Here is a 19,044-nt window from a genome sequence, read left to right on the forward strand (position 1 = left end):
GAAAGCCTGGTCCCATGGCCGTCCGCCGTTCCGATATTTGCTATACCTGCCGCCACTGGCTGGGCGGTGGCGTGCGGGAGCGGGGTCCCAAGGGACAGTGCCGGCGCTATCCGCCGGTGGTGACCGACCGGGCGCCCGCCGGCGTTTTCCCCACCACCCTGTCCACCGACTGGTGCGGGGAATGGCTGCGCAACGCCGGCCTGAAGCCGGAGACGGACCCGGGCCCCGACACGGATGAGGACGTGATGGTGGACGACCGCCCGCTGGCCGCCGTGCGCGCCGACGTGGCCGCGGCCCGGGCAGGGAATGGCCGGCCGGAACAGCCGTCCCGTCCGGTGCCCAGCGCGCCCCCGGGTGAGGGCAACCTCTACGACGAGCTGTAAGCTCAGCGGTCCAGGAACCCCAGCGCCGCCTTGTTGAACGCCTCCGGCCGCTCGACATGCGGCAGGTGGCCCACGCCGTCGAACACCACCACCTGGGCATCGGGCATGGTGGCCGCGATCGCCTGGGCGTTGTCGGCGTTGCGTCCCATGCCGGCGCCCAACGCCTTGGTGGTGTAGGGCTTGCCTGGCGCGTTGTGGTCGGACGATCCCATGATGAACAGGGTGGGTGTGGCGATCAGCGGGTATTCGTGGACCACCGGCTGGTCGTGGATCATCTGGTAGGACTTGATGAAGGATGTCACCCAGCGCGGATATTCGCCGCTGGCCCTCTGTCGTTCGCGCAAGGTGACGAAGGGCTCGATCTCCGCCACGGGGACGGAGATGGAATAGCTGTTCTTCAGGAAGTCGCGGTAGGCGTCGGCGGTCAGGCCGTATTCCCGGTCGTAGAGGAAGGCGTCGCTGACCGGCGGTACCGTCAGGCGGTAGTCCTCCAGCCCCACCGGCGCCTCCAGCACCAGGCGGCGGACCCGTTCCGGGTAGGTGCGGGTGAAGCGGGCGGCCAGCATGCCGCCCAGGGAATGGGCCACCAGGTCCACCTGTTTGACGCCCAGGCTGTCCAGCAGGCCGGCGGTGTTGGCGGCGAAAAAGTCGAAGCTGTAGGGCAGGTCGGGCTTGGATGACTTGCCGAAGCCGATCTGGTCGGTGGCGATGACGCGGTAGCCGTCGTCGGCGAAGGCCCGGATCACCTTCTCCCAATAGCTGGCGGGGAAGTTGCGGCCGTGCAGCAGCAGGGCCACGCGACCATTGGGTTTCCCCGCCGGCGCCACATCCATATAGGCTTGGCGCAGGGTCTGCCCTCCCGCTGTGAACTCGTAATAGCTGACCGGGAAGGGATAGGGCCATCCCTCCAGCGCGATGCCGATGGGCTCCACCGCCGCCGGGGCGATGGTGCCGGCGAACCCAGGGCTGGTGGCCAGGGTGGCCGCCAGGACGAAGGGGACAAGACGCCGCATGGGGATGGCCCTCTGTTCGGTCAGGCGATGAAGTCGACCACGCCGCCGTCGACGCGCAGCGCCGCGCCATTGGTGGCGGACGCCTGGGAGGAGCAGGCGTAGACCACCATGTTGGCCACCTCCTCCACCCGCGCGGCCCGCTGGATCAGCGAGGTGGGCCGGAAGGCCCGGACAAAGTCGGCGCCGACCTCCTCGATCGGCTTGCCGGTCTTGGCCACCTGGTCCTTCAGCATCGCCTCCACCCCTTCCGACAGGGTGGGCCCCGGCAGGACCGCGTTGACGGTGACCTTGCTGCCCCGGGTCAGCTTGGCCAGGCCACGCGACACCGCCAACTGGGCCGTCTTGCTGAAGCCGTAGTGGATCATTTCCTCCGGGATGTTCAGGCCGGATTCGGAAGAGATGAAGATGACGCGGCCCTGGTTGCGCTCCAGCATGCCCTTGAGATAGGTGCGCGACAGGCGCACGCCCGACAGGACGTTCACCTCGAACATGCGGGTCCAGTCCTCATCCGGCGTCTCGAAGAAGTCCTTGGGCTCGAAGATGCCGGCGTTGTTGACCAGGATATCGGCCTGGGGCACGGCTTCCAGCAGGGCGGCCGCACCCTCCACCGTGCTGACGTCGGCGGCCACGCCGCGCACGTCCGCCCCGGGCACCAGCTCGCCCAGCTTGGCCACGGCGGCGGTGACGGTGGCCTGGCTGCGGCCGTTCAGGATCACGGCGGCGCCGGCCTGGGCCAAGCCCTGGGCGATGGCGAAGCCGATGCCGGCGGTGGAGCCGGTGACGATGGCCGTCTGGCCGCTCAAATCGATGCGCATGATGGGTCTCCTTCGGGGTAAGGACGGTGCGGATCACACCAGGGCGCCGCCACCGTCCACATAAGTGATGCCGCCGGTCAGGGAGGGCTTGACCATACCGGCGGTGATTTTCGTTGCGTTGTCCGCACCGGTCCCCGCCAGGCCGATGACCAGCACGTCCTTGGCTGTCATCTCGAATAGTCGCCGCCGCCCTTTTGGCAATGCCGTCATGGCCTTTGATGTAGCATCCGGCCGGTCCGGCAAGAATGAGCGCTGTTGCCAATGCACTCTTTCCAGATCGTGAAGAGTGTTTCCGCGACGGTCCGGTTTTTCGCGGGCGCGAAAAGGATGAGGGTGGGGCCGACACCAAACAGATGGGCCGCCGACGGGATTTTCCCCTGCGGCCGCTTAGATTAAGCCGGAGTGCCTTTACATGCCCCTTCCCCTTTTCGCCCTGGCGGCCGCCGCGTTCGCCATCGGCACCACGGAATTCGTCATCATGGGCCTGCTGCCCAACGTGGCCACGGACCTGGGCGTTTCCATCCCGGTGGCCGGGCTGCTGATTTCCGGCTACGCCCTGGGCGTGGTGGTGGGCGCCCCCATCCTGACGCTGACCACGGGCCGGTTGCCGCGCAAGACCCTGCTGATTGGCCTCATGGGCCTGTTCATCATCGGCAACGTCCTGGCGGCGGTGTCGACCGGCTACGCCATGCTGATGGCCGCCCGCATCGTCGCCAGCTTCACCCACGGTTCCTTCTTCGGCATCGGTTCCGTCGTGGCGGCCAGCCTGGTGCCGGCGGAACGGCGGGCCAGCGCCATCGCCCTCATGTTCACCGGATTGACCCTGGCCAACATCCTGGGCGTGCCGCTGGGTACCCTGATCGGCCAGCATTTCGGCTGGCGCGCCACCTTCTGGGCCGTGGCCGGGTTGGGCCTGGTGGCGGCGGTGGCGGTGGCGGCACTGGTGCCGCCGGTGGCCGCCTCCGAACAGGGCGGCATGGGGTCCGAGGTCGCGGTGCTGAAGCGGCCGGCCGTGCTGGTGGCGCTGGCCACCACTGTGATGGGCTTCGGCGGCGTGTTCGTGGTCTTCACCTACATCACCCCCATCCTGGAACACGCCGCGGGATTGTCGCCCACCGCCGTCACCAGCGCCCTGCTGGTCTTCGGCCTGGGGCTGACCCTGGGCAACTGGCTGGGCGGGCGCCTGGCCGACCGGGCGCTGATGCCCGCCCTGGTGGGCGTGCTGGCCCTGCTGGGCCTGATCCTGGCCGGCTTCTCCGTCACCATGCACAATCCCGTGGCGGCCATCGCCACCCTCTTCGTCTGGGGAATCGCCGCCTTCGCCACCGTGCCGCCCTTGCAGATGCGGGTGCTGGAAAAGGCGAATGACACGCCCAATCTGGCGGCGTCCCTCAATATCGGCGCCTTCAATCTGGGCAATGCCGGCGGCGCCTTCCTGGGTGGCCTGGTGATCGACGGCGGACTCGGCTATGGGGCGGTGGCCTTCGCTGGCGCGGCCGTGGCCTTTGGCGGCCTGTTGCTGGCACTGCTGGGCTGGGCGCAGGACCGTCGCGCGGCCGGCCGGAAGATGGCGCAAGCGCTCTGCTGACCCCCCGCACCACGCGCCGTGGACGCTATCTCCATATATTCTCCACAAAACCCGTTTACCCATCTCGGAATTATCGGCCACTTTGCTATCTTGTTCGGGTGCCCGCCGCCCCCTGGGCAACCCCGAGTAGTGGCAAGACCGGCTGTAACCGTCAGGATGACGACCGAGATGTTGAAGCGACTGAGTGTGTTGGCCCCCCTGACCGCTGGGCTGGGTCTGCTGGCCCTGACCGGCTGCGAGAAGAAGCAGGAACAGGCGGCCCCACCGCCGCCGCAGGTGGGCTATGTCACCTTGCATGCCCAGAGCGTGCCCCTGCGGGCGGAGTTGGCGGGCCGCACCTCCTCATACCGGGTATCCGACGTGCGGCCGCAGGTGGCCGGCATCATCAAGCAGCGCCTGTTCGAGGAGGGGGCCACCGTCAAGGCGGGGCAACTTTTGTACCAGATCGACCCCGCCCCCTATGAGGCGGCGTACGAGCAGGCGCAGGGCACCCTCGCCAATGCCGAGGCCAACCTGATCAGCCTCAAGTCCAAGGCTGAGCGCTATGGTGAGCTGGTGAAGGTGGAGGGCGTCAGCCGCCAGGACTATGACGACGCCCGCGCCGCCTACCAGCAAGGATTGGCCACGGTCGTCGCCGACAAGGCGGCGCTGAAGTCGGCCAAGGTCAACCTGGATTACACCCGCATCACCGCGCCCATCAGCGGCCGTATCGGCCGGTCCAGCATCACGGAAGGCGCGCTGGTGACGGCGGACCAGACGACGGCGCTGGCCACCATCACCCAGCTGGATCCCATCTATGTCGACATCACCCAGTCCAGCATGGAGATGACGTCGCTGAAGCGCCGCCTGGTCTCTGGCGGCCTCAGCCAGGCCAGCGCCCGGGTCACGCTGAAGCTGGAGGACGGCACCGACTACGGCACCCCCGGCACGCTTAAATTCGCCGAGGTGTCGGTGGACCAGGATTCCGGCGCCGTCACCCTGCGCGCCATATTCCCCAACCCGCAGGAAATGCTGCTGCCCGGCATGTATGTGCGCACGATGGTGGAGCAGGGGGTGGTGCCCAACGCCATCCTGGCGCCGCAGCAGGGCGTCTCGCGCAATCCGAAGAGCGAAGCCGTCGCCCTGGTGCTGACGGCGGACAACAAGGTGGAGCAGCGGGCGCTGACCGTGGACCGCACGGTCGGCGACAAGTGGCTGGTGACCAGCGGCCTGAAGGACGGCGACCGCCTGATCGTGGAAGGCTCGCAGAAGGTCAAGGTCGGCCAGGCGGTGACGCCGGTGCAGACGGGGGCCGCCGCCGTTCCCGCCCAGGGCGACGCCGCCCCCTCCGGCAACGGGAAATAACGCGCCATGTTCGCACGCTATTTCATCGACCGGCCCATCTTCGCCTGGGTCATCGCCATCGTCATCATGCTGTTCGGCGTGCTGGCGATCTTCACCCTGCCGGTTTCGCAATATCCGGACATCGCCCCCCCCTCCGTTTCCATCAGCGCCACCTATCCCGGCGCCTCGGCCGAGGCGGTGGAGAGCAGCGTGGTGCAGGTGCTGGAACAGCAGCTGACCGGCATCGACCATCTGCTGTACTTCAGCTCCAGCAGCAGCTCCGACGGCGACGCCAGCATCAGCGTCACGTTCGAACAGGGCACCAACCCCGACGTGGCCCAGGTGCAGGTGCAGAACAAGGTGTCCCAGGCCACCAGCCGCCTGCCCACCCAGGTGCAGCAGCAGGGCATCACCGTCGCCAAGGCGCAGACCGATTTCCTGATGGTGGTCTCCGTCTATGACGAGACGGACAAGGCCACCAGCGCCGACGTGGCCGACTTCCTGGTCAGCAACCTACAAGACTCGCTGAGCCGTGTGAACGGCGTGGGCTCCACCCGCGTCTTCGGGTCGCAATATGCCATGCGCGTGTGGCTGGACCCGCACAAGCTGCACAGCTTTGGCCTGATGCCAACGGACATCGAGACCGCCATCGAGGCGCAGAACACCCAGGTGACGGCGGGTGAGATCGGCGCCCGGCCCTCCGCCGACACCCAGCAGCTGAACGCCACCGTCACCGCCATGTCCCGGCTGCAGACGCCGGACCAGTTCCGCAACATCATCGTCAAGACGCTGACCGATGGCGCCACCGTGCGCCTCGGCGACGTGGCGCGGGTGGAACTGGGCAACGAGGATTACAGCGTCAGCACCCGGCTGAACGGCCACCCGGCCTCGGGCATGGCCTTGCAGCTGGCATCGGGCGCCAACGCCATGAAGACCGCCGCCGCCGTGAAGGCCAAGGTGGAGGCCATGGCCAAGAACTTCCCGGCCGGCTACAAGATCGCCTACCCGCGCGACAGCACCGCCTTCGTGAAGCTGTCCATCCACGAGGTCATCAAGACGCTGATCGAGGCCATCATCCTGGTGGTCATCGTCATGTTCGTCTTCCTGCAAAGCTGGCGGGCGGTGCTGATCCCCGCCATCGCCGTGCCCGTGGTGCTGCTGGGCACCTTCGGCGTGCTGTCCATCGCCGGATATTCCATCAACACCCTGACGCTGTTCGCCATGGTGCTGGCCATCGGCCTGCTGGTCGACGACGCCATCGTCGTGGTGGAGAACGTCGAGCGCATCATGCGCGAGGAGAAGCTGTCCCCCTATGAGGCCACGGCCAAGTCGATGACCGAGATCACCGGCGCCCTGGTGGGCATCGCCATGGTGCTGTCGGCCGTGTTCCTGCCCATGGCCTTCTTCGGCGGGTCCGTCGGCGTCATCTATCGTCAGTTCTCCATCACCATCGTTTCGGCCATGGCCCTGTCGGTGGTGGTGGCCTTGGTGCTGTCGCCGGCGCTGTGCGCCACCTTGCTCAAGCCCAACGGCCACGGCCACACCAAGGGCTTGGCCGGTTGGTTCAACCGCAATTTCGATAGGGGGCAGGAGGGCTACGCCCGCCGCCTGGGCGGCATCGTCGGCCGCCCGGTGCTGTTCATGCTGTCCTATGGCGTCATCGTCGGCGCCATGGCCCTGCTGTTCGTCCGCCTGCCGACCAGCTTCCTTCCCGATGAGGACCAGGGCAGCGTCATGGTGCAGTACACCTTGCCGGTGGGCGCCACCTATGCCCGCACCGACCAGGTGTCCCGCGCCATTGAGAAGTATTTCATGGAGAATGAGAAGGACACGGTGCGCACGCTGTTCACCATCGCGGGGTTCAGTTTCGCCGGGTCGGGCCAGAACGCCGGCATGGCCTTCCTGGCTTTGAAGGACTGGAGCCTGCGGCCCGGGGTGGAAAATAGGGCGCAGGCCATCGCCGCCCGCGCGACCAAAAGCCTGTCCAGCGTCCGCGACGCGCAGATCTTCTCCCTCATCCCGCCGTCCATCCAGGGCCTGGGCCAGTCCAACGGCTTCGACATGTGGTTGCAGGATGGCGGTACGCTGGGCCATGCCGGCCTGATGGCCGCCCGCAACCAGCTGCTGGGCCTGGCGGCGCAGGACAAGACCCTGCAAGCCGTTCGTCCGAATGGCCTGGACGACACGCCGCAGTTGAAGATCGACATCGACCAGGCCAAGGCGACGGCCCTGGGCCTGTCCATCAGCGATGTCACCAGCACGCTGAGCGGGGCGTGGGGTTCCAACTACGTCAACGACTTCATCGACCGGGGTCGTGTGAAGCGCGTCTATGTCCAGGCCGATGCGCCCTATCGCTCCTCGCCGGAGGATCTGGCGGCATGGTACGTCAAGGGCTCAAGCGGAACGATGGCGCCCTTCACCGCCTTCGCCAAGGCGCGCTGGGAGATGGGGCCGCCGCAGTTGCAGCGCTTCAACGGTCTGGCCGCCCTGGAAATCCAGGGGGCCGCCGCCGGGGACACCAGCTCCGGCGATGCCATGAACACCATGGAGAAGCTGGTGGCCCAGTTGCCACCCGGCACCAGCCTGTCGTGGAGCGGCCTGTCCTACCAGGAGCGGCTGTCCAGTGGCCAGGCGCCCATGCTGTACGCCCTGTCCATCCTGGTGGTCTTCCTCTGCCTGGCGGCCCTGTATGAAAGCTGGTCCATTCCTGTGTCGGTGCTGCTGGTCATCCCGCTGGGCGTGCTGGGTGCTGTGACGGCGGCCACCCTGCGGGGCCTCAGCAACGACATCTATTTCCAGGTGGGGCTGCTGACCACCATCGGCCTGTCGGCCAAGAACGCCATCCTGATCGTGGAATTCGCCGAGGCGGCGGAAAAGCGGGGCGTGGCCACGGTGCAGGCCGCGATCGAGGGCGCCCGGTTGCGCTTGCGCCCCATCCTCATGACCTCGCTGGCCTTCGTCGCCGGCGTGGTGCCCCTGGCGCTGGCTACCGGTGCGGGTGCCGGCAGCCAGAACGACATCGGCACTGGCGTCGTGGGCGGTGTCATCTCCGCCACCGTGCTGGCCATCTTCTTCGTGCCGCTGTTCTACGTCCTGGTGCGCAAGCTGTTCGGCGGCAACCTGGCCGATAAGCACGCCCCCAAACCTGTTCCGCCTTCGGAGGGCGTGTGATGTCGCGGCCGATCATGTGTACCAGGGGCATGCGCAGCATCGCGTCCGTCTTGGCCTTGGGCCTGTTGGCCGGGTGCATTTCCCTTGATCCGGAATACCAGCGCCCGGCCGCTCCGGTTCCGGCCGCCTGGCCGCAGGGGGGCGCCTATGCCCCGCCGGCGGCGGGGGCGCCGGCGGCGGAGACGGGGTGGCAGGACTTTTTCGTCGACGCCGATTTGCGCGCCGTCGTCGGCCAGGCGCTGGACAACAACCGCGACCTGCGGGTGGCGGTGCAGAACGTGCTGGCGGCCCGGGCCAAATACAATGTCCAGGGGGCGGCCCAGCTGCCGACCGTGAACGCCTCGGGCAGCGGCGGCTACAGCCGCACCGGTGCCGGCGCCACCCGGCAGGAGACCAAGTCCCTATCCGCCGGCATCGGCGTCAGCGCGTTCGAGGCCGACCTGTTCGGCCGGGTGGCCAGCCTGACCCGGGCGGAACTGGAGACCTACCTGGCCGAGGAGGAGACGGCGCGGGCCACCCGCATCAGCCTGATTTCGGAGGTCGCCACCGCCTACATCACCTACGCCGCCGACCAGAGCCTCCTGCGCATCGCGCGGGAGACCATGGAAAGCGCCCAACACTCGGCGGAGGTGACGCGCAAGCGGCTCAGCAACGGCGTCGCCACCCGGCTGGACGCGGCGGAGGCGGATACCGTCTACCAGACGGCCCGTGCCGATGTCGCCAGCTACACCACCCAGGTGGCGCAGGACCTGAACGCGCTGGAAATCCTGACCGGCGGCCCGGTGGACCCGGCCCGCCTGCCGGACGGCATCGAGGGCCGCACCTTCACCCTGGCGGCGCTACCGGCGGGCATCAGCACCGACGTGCTGCTGAACCGGCCCGACGTGCTGTCGGCCGAACACAGCCTGAAGTCGGCCAACGCCAACATCGGCGCCGCCCGTGCCGCCTTCTTCCCCACCGTCAGCCTGACGACGGCGGCGGGCTTCGCCAGTTCCGCCTTCGGCAATCTGTTCACCGCCCAGTCGCAGTCGCTGAGCTTCACGCCGTCCGTTTCCGTGCCGATCTTCGACAACGGCGCCAACCAGGGGAACCTGGACTACGCCAAGGCGACGCGGGCGGCGGCGGTGGCGACCTACGAGAAGACCATCCAGACCGCGTTCAAGGAGGTGGCGAACGCGTTGGCCCGGCGCGGCACCATCGCCGAGCAGTTGGACGCCCAGCAGGCGACGGTGAGCAGCGCCCAGGTCAGCTATGACCTGTCGCAGGCCCGCTATAAGCAAGGCGCCGACAGCTACTTGAACGCCCTGGATGCCCAGCGCACGCTCTATTCCGCGCAGCAGACCCTGGTTTCGGTGCGGCTGACGGACGCCAGCAACCTCGTCACGCTCTATCAGGTGCTGGGCGGCGGCGTGAAGTAGGGAAGGGGGCATTCAATGAGTTCCCTGGCCATGAGTGCCCTGGTGCTGATCGCCGAGGATGAGCCGGAGATCGCCAGCATCCTGCAAGGCTATCTGGAGCGGGAGGGCCTGCGCACCGTCACCGCCATCAATGGCCAGGTGGCGCTGGACCTGCACCGCGCCCTGCCGCCCGACATCGTCATCCTGGACGTGAAGATGCCCAAGGTGGACGGGTATGAGGTGCTGGCGGAGCTGCGCCGGCGTGGCGACACCCCCGTCATCATGGTGACGGCGCTGAGCGAGGACCTGGACAAGCTGCAGGCCCTGCGCATCGGCGCCGACGACTATATCGTCAAGCCTTTCAACCCGCTGGAGGTGGTGGCGCGGGTCAAGGCCGTCCTGCGCCGCACGCGCTCGGCCGAGGGGCAGACCCTGCTGCGCCTGGGCGCCCTCGAACTTGACCTGACGGCCCACATGGCGGTGGTGACGACGGACAAGGGGCGCAGCCGCCTGGACCTGACGCTGACGGAGTTCCGCATCCTGGCGCACATGATGCGGTCCCCCACCCGCGCCTTCACGCGCGGTGAGCTGATCGACGCCTGCCTGCCCGAGGGCGACACGCTTGAACGCACCATCGACAGCCATGCCAGCAACATCCGGCGCAAGCTGCAGGCGGCCGGCGCTGGCGGCTTCATGGAAGGGGTGCGGGGCGTGGGCTACCGCCTTGACCCGGCCGTCTGACGCCTTGCAGGGATGGGCACCCATGGCACTACGCGATATCTGGGGCTTCAAGCGCATCACCGGCCTGAACCGCCAGCTGGTGCTGTCCATGGCCGCCGTCACCGGGCTGGCCCTGGTGCTGATGACGGTCGGCCTCACCCTCTTCTTCACCCTGATGTTCCGCCTGTGGCCCGAGGTGTTCCACCACCCGCCCGGCATCTGGCAGCATGTGCTGGACTGGTCGGTGACGGCCCTACTGGGCATGATGGGGGTTGGCCTGGCGGCACGGGCGGCGGTGCGTTTCGCCCGCCGGCTGATCGCCCCGCTGGACGCGGTGGCCGGGGCGGCCCAGCGCATCGCTGGTGGCGACCTGACGGCCCGCGCGCAGGTGGACGAGGACGGCTTTCGCGAGACCAAGCAACTGGTCCAGGACTTCAACGCCATGGCCGCGCAGCTGGAGCGCGGGGCCACAGAGATGCGCACCTGGAATGTGGCCATCGCGCATGAGTTGCGCACACCCTTGACCATCCTGCGCGGCCGCCTGCAGGGCTACGCCGACGGCGTGTTCACGCCCGATCAGGTGGCTTTCCGCGGTCTGGTGGGCCAGGTCGACCTGCTGACCCGCATTGTCGACGACCTTAAGTTGCTGACCCTGGCGCAAAGCGGCCGCCTGGAACTGCGGCGCGACCAGGTGGACGTGGCGGCGGAGGCCGCCGCCGTGGTGGCCCTGGTCGGCCCCACCTGCGCCGCCGCCGGCTTGGCCATCGACACCGACCTCGAACGGGTGGACGTTTCCGCCGACGGCGCCCGGGTGCGCCAGGCCCTGCTGGCCCTGCTGGAGAACGCCCGCCGCTACGCCGCCCCCGGCCGGGTGCGGGTGGAGACCCGGGGGGACGGTGGCCATGTCATCCTGCGCGTGGCCGACGAGGGGCCCGGCCTGCCGCCCGGCATGGAAGACCAAGCCTTCGATCCCTTCTGGCGGGCCGACGATTCTCGCGCCCGCATCAGCGGCGGCACCGGCCTGGGCCTGGCCGTCGTCCAGGCCATCGCCCGCGCCCACGGCGGCGACGTGCGGGCGGAAGCGGTGACGCCGCAGGGCGTGGCGTTCGAGATTCGGTTGCCGAGGGCAGTCAGGGGGGACTGAAACCGCTGAAGTAAGCGCGCCGGGGATGGCGTAAGGATTAAGCCTTATCGCATAGAGGCGATTGCAAATATGCGATCAGCTCCCTTATCCTCGTATCAACAAATGGGGGAAGGGGATATGGCAATGCCAGCTCTCGCTGAGATGTCGTCACATTCTACCGGCGTTTGGTTGCGCTCGTGTGCGCCAGCGTATCGCGGACCGGTATTGATCTTTCCCTTCCTCTAGCGGTCCCGCCATCGGCCCAGCCTTCCACGGCACGGGTGATACGGCGCCTGATCGGTGTTGCCGTCAAGCCGGCCGATTCCGCCTCCCTGCGTCTTAAACGTCGACCAAGGATCGTTTCCGATCATGCGTTGCAGCCTTCGTTCCGAAGCCTTCGTCCCCTTCGTTCGCCGCTGGGGTGCCCTGGCCGCGGTCTTCCTGGTGTCGCTGCCAGGGATGATTGGAGGTGGGGCCCACGCTCAGGTCGATTCGGCCAACATGCCGGCTGCGCACATCGGTGTGGGCGTGGCGGTGACGCCTGACCAGGGCTGGTCATATCACCAGAGCCAAGGGTTGCAGAGTCCCGCTGACATCAGCGACACGATGGTCAGCGACCTGGCCCAGGCGCTGCAGCAGAATCCGAACGTGATCTATGACTACGTTCGCAACAACATCACGCTGGTGCCCATCTACGGCCTGCAGAAGGGCGCCCGCGGCGCCATCATCGACGGCGCGGGCACGCCGTTCGACCAGGCGCAGCTGATGGTGCTGCTATTGCGGGCTTCCGGCTACACCGCCAAGTACCGCGTGGGGCGCGTCACCGTTTCCGGCGGTGACTTCGCCGCCTGGTTTGGTATCAGCAATGCTGATGCCGCCCGCAAGATTTTGGCGGACGGCGGTTTTCCGGCGACGGTCAACGGTTCCGGCACCATCAGCAGCGTGGATATGCTCCATGTCTGGGTGCAGGCGAACATCAACGGCGCCTGGCTGGAGTTCGACCCCAGCTTCAAGACGCATACCCAGGTCGGCGGCGTCGATCTGGCCGGCGTGTCCGGCTTCAACCGAAACGATTTCCTGTCGTCCGCGCGGTCCGGCGTGGTGGAGACGACCACGACCATCCGCGGCCTGAGCGTCAGCAACGTCGAGAACCGCCTGCAGACCGCCGCCACCAACCTGGCCAACTGGATCGACGCCAACAAGCCGGGCGCCACGATGGATGAGATCGTGGGCGGCCGCGTCATCAACCCCTCGGTCGTGCCCGTGCCCTCGACACTGCCCTACACCGCAAGCGTGTTGGGCACCTTTGACAACCAGCTGCCCAACACCTTCCGCACCAAGCTGGGGCTGAAGGTCAGCTATTATCTGACTCCCGGTGTCTACTTCTACCGCCTCTACTACGCCGATGAGATCTACGGCCGGGAGTTCATGATCGAGCACACCGGTGGCGGTGCCGTTTGCGATCCGGATTCGTGTTCAGCCTACGGCAAGGTCGAGTTGAACGTCACGGTGCGGGGCTTCAGCCGGGACGTATGGTCCAATCCCGGTGAGCCCCACGTCGCCGATGGCTGGTACCGGGTGGAACTGGCTGTCGACCACCCCTATCCCGCCAACAACGGCGGCTACATGGACTATAACTATGTCCGCAGGCCGGTGGATCTGAACACCCCCGCCATGGTGGTGGCCGGTTGGGGCCTGACCTCGGAAAACTTGAGGCTGCGCCTGGAGCGCGAGCGACTGACCAACCAGTCGGTGTTCCAGAACCGGGGTAGCGACGACCTGTCGATGAACCAGGGGGAGCGCAGCAAGGACGGCATCGGCGCCGCCTTCCTCGCCAACCACAGTCGCATGTCGGAGATCCTGGCGCGGGTGTCCGGGGGCGTGGTGCAGCAGCATGCCATCATCGGACTGGTGACCTCTGCCACGATGCATGGTGCCGGCAAGTCGGTTTGGGACGACAGTCAACCGAATCATCAACACATAACCCTGGACGTTGCCGCTTCGATTACCGACCAGGGGTTCGTACTGGATGTGGAACCCAGTTACAGTGCCAACAGCTTGAGCAACGATGCCAATGCGCGCCAGGGCCTGTTGCACGCGGTCGCGAACGCATCCAGCACCATGGAAGCGGTTTCTCTGGAAGAGACCTTGGGGACGCCGGAAATCCCCTCCGCCACCAACCGGATCGGCTGGGCGGAAGCGCAGACGAACCCGTCCAGCCAGAACTTCCTCAAGCTGGATCTGGCCACGTATAACAACATGAATCCCAAGCCGGTCATTGGCGAGGGGCTTTATTATCTTCAGGCTGGCTACACGCTGTTGATCAGCGAGAACGGCGGCCTGGGGCCGGGCCGCAGCGGCGACAGTTCGCCGGTTGCGCCTTGGACCTGCTGTTATCTTTCAACGGTTGGCATGGTGGCTGTCGCCGTCAAGGACGGCAATATCGCCTATGTCACCTCGTCTCCTGGTGGCGTCGTCAAGGGCGGCGAGGGCGGCAGCGTCGGGGCTGACAATACGCCGACGCTAAGCCGGGCGGATGCTTCTGCCGACTTCGTGAAGGAACAGGCGAAAAGCTATCCTTTCAAGACTGAGGTAAACCTGCGCACGGGTGATCTCAGCTACACCCCGCCAGCCGACCTTGGCGTTGGCGCCGGCAAGTTCCCCTACAGCTTTACTTTCCAGCGAACCTACAAGGCGGGAGGGTGGCACCATAACATCGGCGGCGCTGCCACAATCAGCACCAGCGCATTGGATGCCATGGGCCGCCAGGCCCCGCGCGACGCCGCAGCAACCCTTACGTATGCCCTGGCCGCCCTGGGTTCCTTCCAGGACAGCTACGCTGCCGACCGCATCATGACCGCATCCATGGCCGCCACGTGGTGGCAGAAGACCATGTCCAACAACAGCGTCACGTTGGAGGATGGTACTGGTGCGGACAGCGCGACCTATATCCGCCGGCCAGACGGCAGCTTTGGGTATCGGGCGGGCGGCACCAGCCAACTGTCCCAATCGGGTGCGATCAAGACCTCGATGGAGGACTATGTTCACCCAACTTACTGCTTCCGGGAATTATCATTCACCGAAACCCTGGGTGACGGACAAAGACGCACCTATGCTGTTCCTGATGGCACGACCAAGACTTGTGGGGATCATGAATCCGGCACCAATACGTGGGATCTGAGCCTGGTCAGCTGGACATGGCCCAGCGGTGTCACCCTGTCATACACCTATACATCGTCCAGCATTTACGCCGGCCCCTTGGTCACAGGCATCAGCAACAATCTGGGTCGCTCGCTGACACTCAGCTACGATCCGGAGCCCAATAGCGCCACGCCTACCCTGCTGAAGTCGGTGAAGGACAATTCCACCAATCGGCAAGTCACATTCTCCTGGGAATCCGGCGTGCAGGGATACCGGCTGAACAAGGTGACCAGCCCGCTGAACTACGTTAGCCAGTACGGGTACGCCGACAGCGACGTTCAATTCAATTATGGTGTGAATGTCCCTGACGCCACATATCGCTATAACTTTGGTGACTATGTATTGAACCGCTTCCGCGACCAGCGGGATCAACTGGTCGCCATTTACACACCGGAAGATGTCGCCAACGGTGCGACCTATAGCTTGGGGGTGCTGTACGACACCGATGGCCGTGTGCGCCAGGTAGTCACCAAGACAGGGTATACCAACACCTACTATCCGGGGCTTTTCCGGGGCTCAGTCCGCGATCCGAACTGTGCGGCACAGTGGAGCAATTGCGGTGTCACGGCCACGTGGTTCGACAGCGGGGGGCGGGCTGTCCGTCAGGTCGATGCGCTGGGGCGGGAACATGGCACCACCTATGATGGTGTCGGTCACGCCGTCCGGCAGATCGACCCCATGGGCGGCGTGGTCACGCATGTCTACGACAGCCGGGGACGGGAGACGGAGACCCACGCCGTGCCTCGGCCCGGCTCCGGCCTGGGTGAGAAGGCTGTCTACACCAGTTACGACGGGACATGGAACAAGCCCAGTCAGGTGAAGGACGCCCGCGGCCAAGTTACGGACTATGGCTACGACAGCACCACCGGTGACTTGAAGACGGTGGACCAGCCCTCCGTGTGGAACACGGCGAGTGGCGGCAACATCCGCCCCCGGACCACCTACACCTATGACATGGGCCGGATATCCAGCATCACCGATGCCAGCGGAATGGAGACGCATTTCACCTATAACGCGAATAAGGAAACGCTGAACAAGGTGGTCGTGGACAATAATGGCAAGAAGCTGACCACCAGCTTCGACTGGACCGACGCCGGCGACCTGAAAAGCGTGACGGATCCCAATAATAACCAGACCACGGCCAGCTACAACAACGCGCGGTGGCGGACGGAGTTGCAGGCGCCCGAGGGATGGGATGCCAAGTGGACTTACAATCGCAATGGCTGGATCACGAAGCTGGAACAAGCCAACGGCACGGCGGCATGGACCACGACGCAGTTCACCTACACACCGGAGGGCCGCCTGTCCAAGGTGACGGATCCGGCGAACAACGACACCAAGACGGACTACGATCCGTCGGGCCGGCCTATATGGCTGACGGACGCGCTGGGCCGGCTAAGCACGACGGATTACGACGCGGCGGGCCAGAAGACTGCGGAGCATCGCGCCGTCGGGACACCTTTGGAGCAGACGAGTGCCGCCTACACCTATTTCGCTGATGGCCAGGTGCAGACGATCACCGACCCCCGCGGAAATGTCCTGACTTACGCCTATGATGGCTTCGGGCGGGTGGCGTCATTGCGCTATCCGGACGGGGCGTCGGATGGCTACGGCTATGACGTGAATGACAACGTGACGGCGCAGTCCTTCCGGGACGGCACCAGCGCCACGCTGGACTATGACGCCCTGAACCGGCAGACGGGGGTGACGCGGGCGGGCTTGGCCAAGGTGGCTTTGGAATATGACTTGGCGGGACGCCTGCTTCGCAAGAAGGCCCCAGATGGGACGCCGCAGAACGGCTGGTTAGGATGGGAACAGGGGTATGATACGGCGGGCCGTCTGACGGACGTGACAGTCCATGTTCCCCGCCCCGCATCGAGTTCCGGGCCGGTGCCGGGTGCCAGCCTCGCGCTGCGGTTCGGCTATGACAACGTGGGCAACCGTACCTCGGCCACGTGGCCCGATGGGGCGACGGTGAACTGGGCCTATGATGGGCTGGGCCGGGTGAAGGACGTCACGGAAGGCAACTTCACCTGGATACACCGCGGTTATGACCCGTTGGGCCGGCCGACTGGGGCAGGGCGGGGAACCACGGGGGCGTCGGCGGTCAGCACCAGCGCCTACACCTATGACGCGGCCAGCCGGCTGCTGACACTGGGCAACGGCTGGTCTGGCGGGGCGGTGAACTACAGCTACCACTACGACGTGCTGGGGCAGATGACGTCCATGGATCTGGACAACGACGCCTTCGTGCCGACGGTGGGGGCGACGCAAAGCTATGGCGCGGCCAATGCCATAAACGGCTACACGTCGGTGGGCGGCAATGCCTACGCCTATGACGGCCGGGGGAACCTGACGTCGGTGGGCTCGGCGGCGTCGATGATCTACGACAGCCGCAACATGCTGACCAAATACACGCAGGGCGCCACGGTGCAGACCATGGGCTACTACCCTGAGGGCGACCGGGCGTGGAAGCAGGTGAACGGTGTCACCACCCTGACGCTGGAAGCCGGCGGGGTGGAGTGGGGCGACTACGACATCAACGGCGCCTTGATGCGCCGCTACATCCACGCCAGCGGTGCCGGCGGCCCTGGGGGCGGTGACGTGGTGGGCTGGGAGGACAGTGGCGGTAACCGTTCGCTGGCCATCCACGACCGGCAGGGCAGTGTCGTCGCCGTGCTGAACGGTTCGGGCCAGGCCACCAGTACCTACTCTTACAACGCCTATGGCCAGAGTGCGCAGGACGGGAGCACCGGCTCCCCCTATCGCTACGCCGGCATGCGGTATGACGAGATCGGGCTGTACGTCACGCCCAACCGCACCTACGTCCCCGGGATTGGACGCTGGTTGCAGATGGACCCGTCGGGGATCGCCGATGGGCTCAACCGGTATGCTTATGTGGGGAATGATCCACTGAGCCGGTTCGATCCATCGGGGCTGCAAGCTGTGGTGATGACCCCTGAAGGCCCCATGCCGCTTCCAATTGCGCCTCAGAGCGTGCCTGGTGCGGTAGATATGCGGCAGACTGCTTTGGCTATTGATCGGGCACTGTCAAAAGTCACTAAATGGTTTATGGCTAATGGCTTGTCCTCAAGGCTTGGCCACATCTCTCTCAATGAGCAGCATAGTGAAGGAGAAGAAAGCGATAGTCGGCCGGCTAATTTGGCACCTCCAGGGGCTGATAGGGATACGGCTTTGGAAGCGGCGAAGGGTGCGGCGGGAATCACTAATGACTTGTCGCCAGATGTAGTGCCTAACAAGAAAGATCCAAGTAACCCGAACTCTAAAGCAGAGCCGCATAGCGAAAATCTGATTTATCTAGACGATGACGGCAATGAAGTTGTAATTAGGCATGATTACGGGGGGCATCGTTATCCAGATGACCCGAGCCAAAATAGAGGGCCTCATTTTAACTATGGTGAGGATGGTCATTATGACTATGATGGGCCAGGGCAGCCATATGGGCCGTGGCGTGGGCCGAAGATAGAGAGTTGGGATAATGAAGGTAGTTAGGGAATTTCGGCAAAATATTGCCGCCGGGGATGCAGGTTTCCAGCGAATTTTAGAGACTGGAGTGTTCCCAGAATTCTCTTGGAGGCGTTTGTCGCTGTTCTCGGTTAAAATTGAGGGAGGAGATTTAAATAAAATAGTAGATGTTTTTAGTAAAGAGGTGGTTGCTGCGGCGCAGCCGTGGCTTGAGCGAGGGTACGTGCTAGGATGTTTCTATATTGGAGCTGAATTTGATGGGCATAAGAGGAAAGCTCCAGAGGGGTATTCTTTGTTAAGGGAGCCAAATACAGATGGAGTGATGGTTGGAAAGGGTGTGGAGATTGTCTACCGATATGGGGGGAAAAGGAAAAATATAGCATTCTTTGAGGTTGATGGAAATGATATGATGAAGATTTATAGATTCTCACAGAAAAGATTCCGAATAGCTCCATTTTTGTTTCAAAAAACGCGCGATCTCGGAAAAAATGAAATAGATATTGCGAGAAATTTATGCATCTATGACGATAGTGAGACAGGTTTCCTGAACTGGAGGGCATTTGCGCTTGGTTTGTGCGGGTTAGGGTTTGTTTTCATCAAGATGGATGGGAAGTTCGACGAAAAATTCAGATCTTTTGATTTTATATTTGCAGAGAGCCTTTAAAAAATTATTAGGATTTGTCGTCATCAACGCCGACCTCTGGCTGCACAAGAGCGACTATCCCCTGATTGTACAGAGATGGTTATCCCCTGACAGTCGCCCCCTCATGTGAGGTTATCAGGCGGCGGGTTTGAGGTTGGTTTCGGGTGCCTCCTTCTGTGGT

12 protein-coding genes are annotated in these 19,044 nt (G+C 64.9%); 9 read left to right on the top strand and 3 right to left on the bottom strand.

Features of this window, described 5'->3' with window-relative positions; all coding sequences use genetic code 11:
• Window positions 1-14: 14 nt before the first annotated feature.
• The gene (locus FHS74_RS30785; RefSeq protein ID WP_184807867.1) at window positions 15-383 is read left to right on the top strand and encodes a hypothetical protein; all 369 of its coding nucleotides are present in this window, start codon (window positions 15-17) and stop codon (window positions 381-383) included.
• A 2-nt stretch (window positions 384-385) separates the two neighbouring features.
• On the opposite strand, the gene FHS74_RS29520 is transcribed toward FHS74_RS30785, so the two are convergent.
• From FHS74_RS29520 to FHS74_RS29530, 3 genes are read right to left on the bottom strand one after another with little or no spacing between them, the layout of a single operon-like run.
• On the bottom strand, window positions 386-1,396 hold the full coding sequence (locus tag FHS74_RS29520; protein ID WP_184807855.1) for an alpha/beta fold hydrolase: 1,011 nt from the start codon (window positions 1,394-1,396) through the stop codon (window positions 386-388).
• Between the two features lie 20 nt (window positions 1,397-1,416).
• A complete protein-coding gene (locus FHS74_RS29525; RefSeq protein WP_184807856.1) occupies window positions 1,417-2,211 on the bottom strand; it encodes an SDR family NAD(P)-dependent oxidoreductase in 795 nt (264 codons plus the stop codon).
• Window positions 2,212-2,244: 33 nt separating this feature from the next.
• Entirely contained in the window at window positions 2,245-2,382 is a 138-nt protein-coding gene (locus FHS74_RS29530; RefSeq protein WP_184807857.1) for a hypothetical protein, read from the bottom strand.
• 241 nt (window positions 2,383-2,623) lie between these two features.
• Between FHS74_RS29530 and FHS74_RS29535 the strand changes: the two genes are divergently transcribed.
• The 8 genes from FHS74_RS29535 to FHS74_RS29570 all read left to right on the top strand — a co-directional run bounded on the left by FHS74_RS29535 (window position 2,624) and on the right by FHS74_RS29570 (window position 18,884).
• Window positions 2,624-3,799: an MFS transporter gene (locus FHS74_RS29535; protein WP_184807858.1), complete on the top strand. Its 1,176-nt coding sequence runs from the start codon at window positions 2,624-2,626 to the stop codon at window positions 3,797-3,799.
• Between the two features lie 168 nt (window positions 3,800-3,967).
• Window positions 3,968-5,143 (top strand): efflux RND transporter periplasmic adaptor subunit, encoded by a 1,176-nt coding sequence (locus FHS74_RS29540; protein WP_246463467.1) that lies wholly within the window; start codon window positions 3,968-3,970, stop codon window positions 5,141-5,143.
• 6 nt (window positions 5,144-5,149) lie between these two features.
• Window positions 5,150-8,293, top strand: a complete 3,144-nt coding sequence (locus FHS74_RS29545; RefSeq protein ID WP_184807860.1) for an efflux RND transporter permease subunit — start codon at window positions 5,150-5,152, stop codon at window positions 8,291-8,293.
• Window positions 8,294-8,322: 29 nt separating this feature from the next.
• Window positions 8,323-9,711, top strand: a complete 1,389-nt coding sequence (locus tag FHS74_RS29550; RefSeq protein WP_184807861.1) for an efflux transporter outer membrane subunit — start codon at window positions 8,323-8,325, stop codon at window positions 9,709-9,711.
• 30 nt (window positions 9,712-9,741) lie between these two features.
• The gene (locus FHS74_RS29555; RefSeq protein WP_184807866.1) at window positions 9,742-10,431 is read left to right on the top strand and encodes a response regulator; all 690 of its coding nucleotides are present in this window, start codon (window positions 9,742-9,744) and stop codon (window positions 10,429-10,431) included.
• A gap of 22 nt (window positions 10,432-10,453) precedes the next feature.
• Complete coding sequence (locus FHS74_RS29560) at window positions 10,454-11,554, top strand: ATP-binding protein (protein WP_184807862.1); 1,101 nt, start codon at window positions 10,454-10,456, stop codon at window positions 11,552-11,554.
• Window positions 11,555-11,833: 279 nt separating this feature from the next.
• Window positions 11,834-18,247, top strand: coding sequence for an RHS repeat-associated core domain-containing protein (locus FHS74_RS29565; protein WP_184807863.1), 6,414 nt, complete (start codon window positions 11,834-11,836; stop codon window positions 18,245-18,247).
• Window positions 18,234-18,884, top strand: coding sequence for a hypothetical protein (locus tag FHS74_RS29570; RefSeq protein WP_184807864.1), 651 nt, complete (start codon window positions 18,234-18,236; stop codon window positions 18,882-18,884). Before FHS74_RS29565 ends, FHS74_RS29570 begins: the two co-directional genes overlap by 14 nt.
• The last annotated feature ends 160 nt before the right edge of the window (window positions 18,885-19,044 follow it).

The organism is Nitrospirillum iridis (assembly GCF_014205765.1).
Classification (GTDB): Bacteria; Pseudomonadota; Alphaproteobacteria; order Azospirillales; family Azospirillaceae; genus Nitrospirillum; species Nitrospirillum iridis.